We start from the raw sequence: 1,946 nt of genomic DNA on the forward strand, positions 1-1,946 counted from the left end.
TATGACTAATAATTATCAAGTTATGGCAATGGATAATAACGATGGCATATCTGAAAATAATTCAGTTGTTGATAATCATATAGATGAATATAATACTTTTAGAAACTTATTATTAACCCAAGGTAGAATATCTCAACAATTGATTAATGCTCTTTTTAATCATAGTTCAGTAACAGAAATTAATTTTTTGTTGAATCAAATACAACAAGTACACCAACAAATCATAACTTATCAACAAAGACAACTAAATAATCAAGAACAAATGTTAAGAAATTTTGATAATAATATGACAAGAGTTCAATTAGAAAGAGAATATTTATTGTTAACACAAGAGATGATTTCAGCCATTAATAATACACCACTTTATGCTTCAGAAGAACAAATAAATACCTTAAGAAATATTCAAACAAGAATAGATCAAAATCAAAGACAAATAAATATCATTAGAAATCAAATACAAAACAACCAAAATCAACCAAATAATCATAGAAGACGTTAAAATAATTAAATTTTTTAATTACAAACCAAGACCCTTTTCAGGGTCTTTTTTTTATTTAACAACTCACTCAACAATTAGAAAGGAAACCAAAAAACTATGTTAATTAAAAAAATCTTTCAATCTTTACCTAGTAATCTCATCTTTTTCATCATCACTCTACTTTCATTTCTTCCAATTATCACCATTTATTACGTCATTAAGTTCTATCTTTTCACCTTCAAACTAAGTATTCACCAACTAAAACAAGGAATAGTGGCTAGGATGTATCAATATTTAACTACTAAGAAGACAAATCATCATGTGGCATTTCATTAATACTTGGTTAACTAAATTAAATCATATCCTTCATAAGATAAGTAGTTCTTTCTTTGCTTATCAAAATCAATGGTTAAACTTAGGTTTATTAACAATTATTTTATTATTTATCCCCCATCTTTTATATTTAATTGATTTTCTTTTTAAATGTCTTTATCACATTCTACGGTTTATTTATTATTTAGGAAAATATCTTTTATTATTAAAAAAAATTTTTAAGAAAGAATAATTATTATGAGAATCAAAAACTTAAATCAACGCACCCAATTATGGTATCAACACCGAAAAAAATATATTAACGCTTCGGAAATCGCTTCCATTACAGGGTTAGATCCCTTTCGTTCCATGGAACAATTAGTCCACGATAAACTCTTTGGCACCACTTTTACCGCCAATCAATATACGCTTCATGGCCAAAAAATGGAACCCATCGCTAGAGAATTTTTCATTCAAAAAACTAATTTAACTTTTGAAGACGCCATTTTCACTGATGATCAAGTTCACCTGTTTTACGCATCTTTAGACGGTTACAATGAACAACATCAAGCTGTTTTAGAAATTAAATGTCCTTTTGTTAACGTAAACCAAGCAGTTTCAACAACTTGGACTGATTTTTTAACCAATCCTCAATTAGAAAATATCCCCAAATACTACTGGGCCCAAGTTCAATGTCAACTCTATTGTGCTCAAGCGAAATCCGCTTACTTTTTAGTATATTTTAACGACCAAAACTATCATGTTTTTCGGATTTATCAAGATAAAAACTTCATATCTAAAATGATTGCTGATAGTAAAAAATATCTAAATCTTCTAAACAAAGCCAAAGAAGAATTATCACAAACAACTTATTTAAAACAATTAAGCGAAATAAAATACAACTAAGACCTTCAATTTGAAGGTCTTTTTTTATGCCTAAATTTCAAATAAAAGGAGAAATCAACAATGAAATTAATCGTTTTTGAAGTACTCGACGGGAGCGGAAAAACTTCTCTTATTCACGCCCTTCAACCCCAATTAAAAGCTCCCTTTCAAACTTATCAAGGTTTAGGAAGTAGTTCTCTTGGAAAGGAAATTAGAGATTTATTTTTAAATTTTTCACAAGTAGATTATCTCACTCGTTTTTATTTAAGTC

At 28.0% G+C, this 1,946-nt stretch carries 3 protein-coding genes and 1 pseudogene; all 4 read left to right on the forward strand.

What is annotated here, in order from left to right:
• Positions 1-499, forward strand: a 499-nt coding sequence (locus OL66_RS03980; RefSeq protein WP_034172252.1) for a hypothetical protein, incomplete at its 5' end; no start/stop codon positions are given.
• 96 nt (positions 500-595) lie between these two features.
• The gene (locus tag OL66_RS03710; protein WP_084066016.1) at positions 596-814 is read left to right on the forward strand and encodes a hypothetical protein; all 219 of its coding nucleotides are present in this window, start codon (positions 596-598) and stop codon (positions 812-814) included.
• Between the two features lie 234 nt (positions 815-1,048).
• A complete protein-coding gene (locus OL66_RS01965) occupies positions 1,049-1,696 on the forward strand; it encodes a YqaJ viral recombinase family protein (protein ID WP_034172254.1) in 648 nt (215 codons plus the stop codon).
• A 60-nt stretch (positions 1,697-1,756) separates the two neighbouring features.
• A pseudogene (locus tag OL66_RS01970) lies at positions 1,757-1,946 on the forward strand (dTMP kinase); the annotation flags it as partial.

The organism is Chrysanthemum yellows phytoplasma (genome assembly GCF_000803325.1).
Taxonomy (GTDB): domain Bacteria; phylum Bacillota_I; class Bacilli_A; order Acholeplasmatales; family Acholeplasmataceae; genus Phytoplasma; species Phytoplasma asteris.

Bases quoted from the DNA above. Each gene is read 5' to 3' on its own strand.
- OL66_RS03710 (WP_084066016.1), top strand. From the start codon at position 596: ATGTTAATTAAAAAAATCTTTCAATCTTTACCTAGTAATCTCATCTTT.
- OL66_RS01965 (WP_034172254.1), top strand. From the start codon at position 1,049: ATGAGAATCAAAAACTTAAATCAACGCACCCAATTATGGTATCAACAC.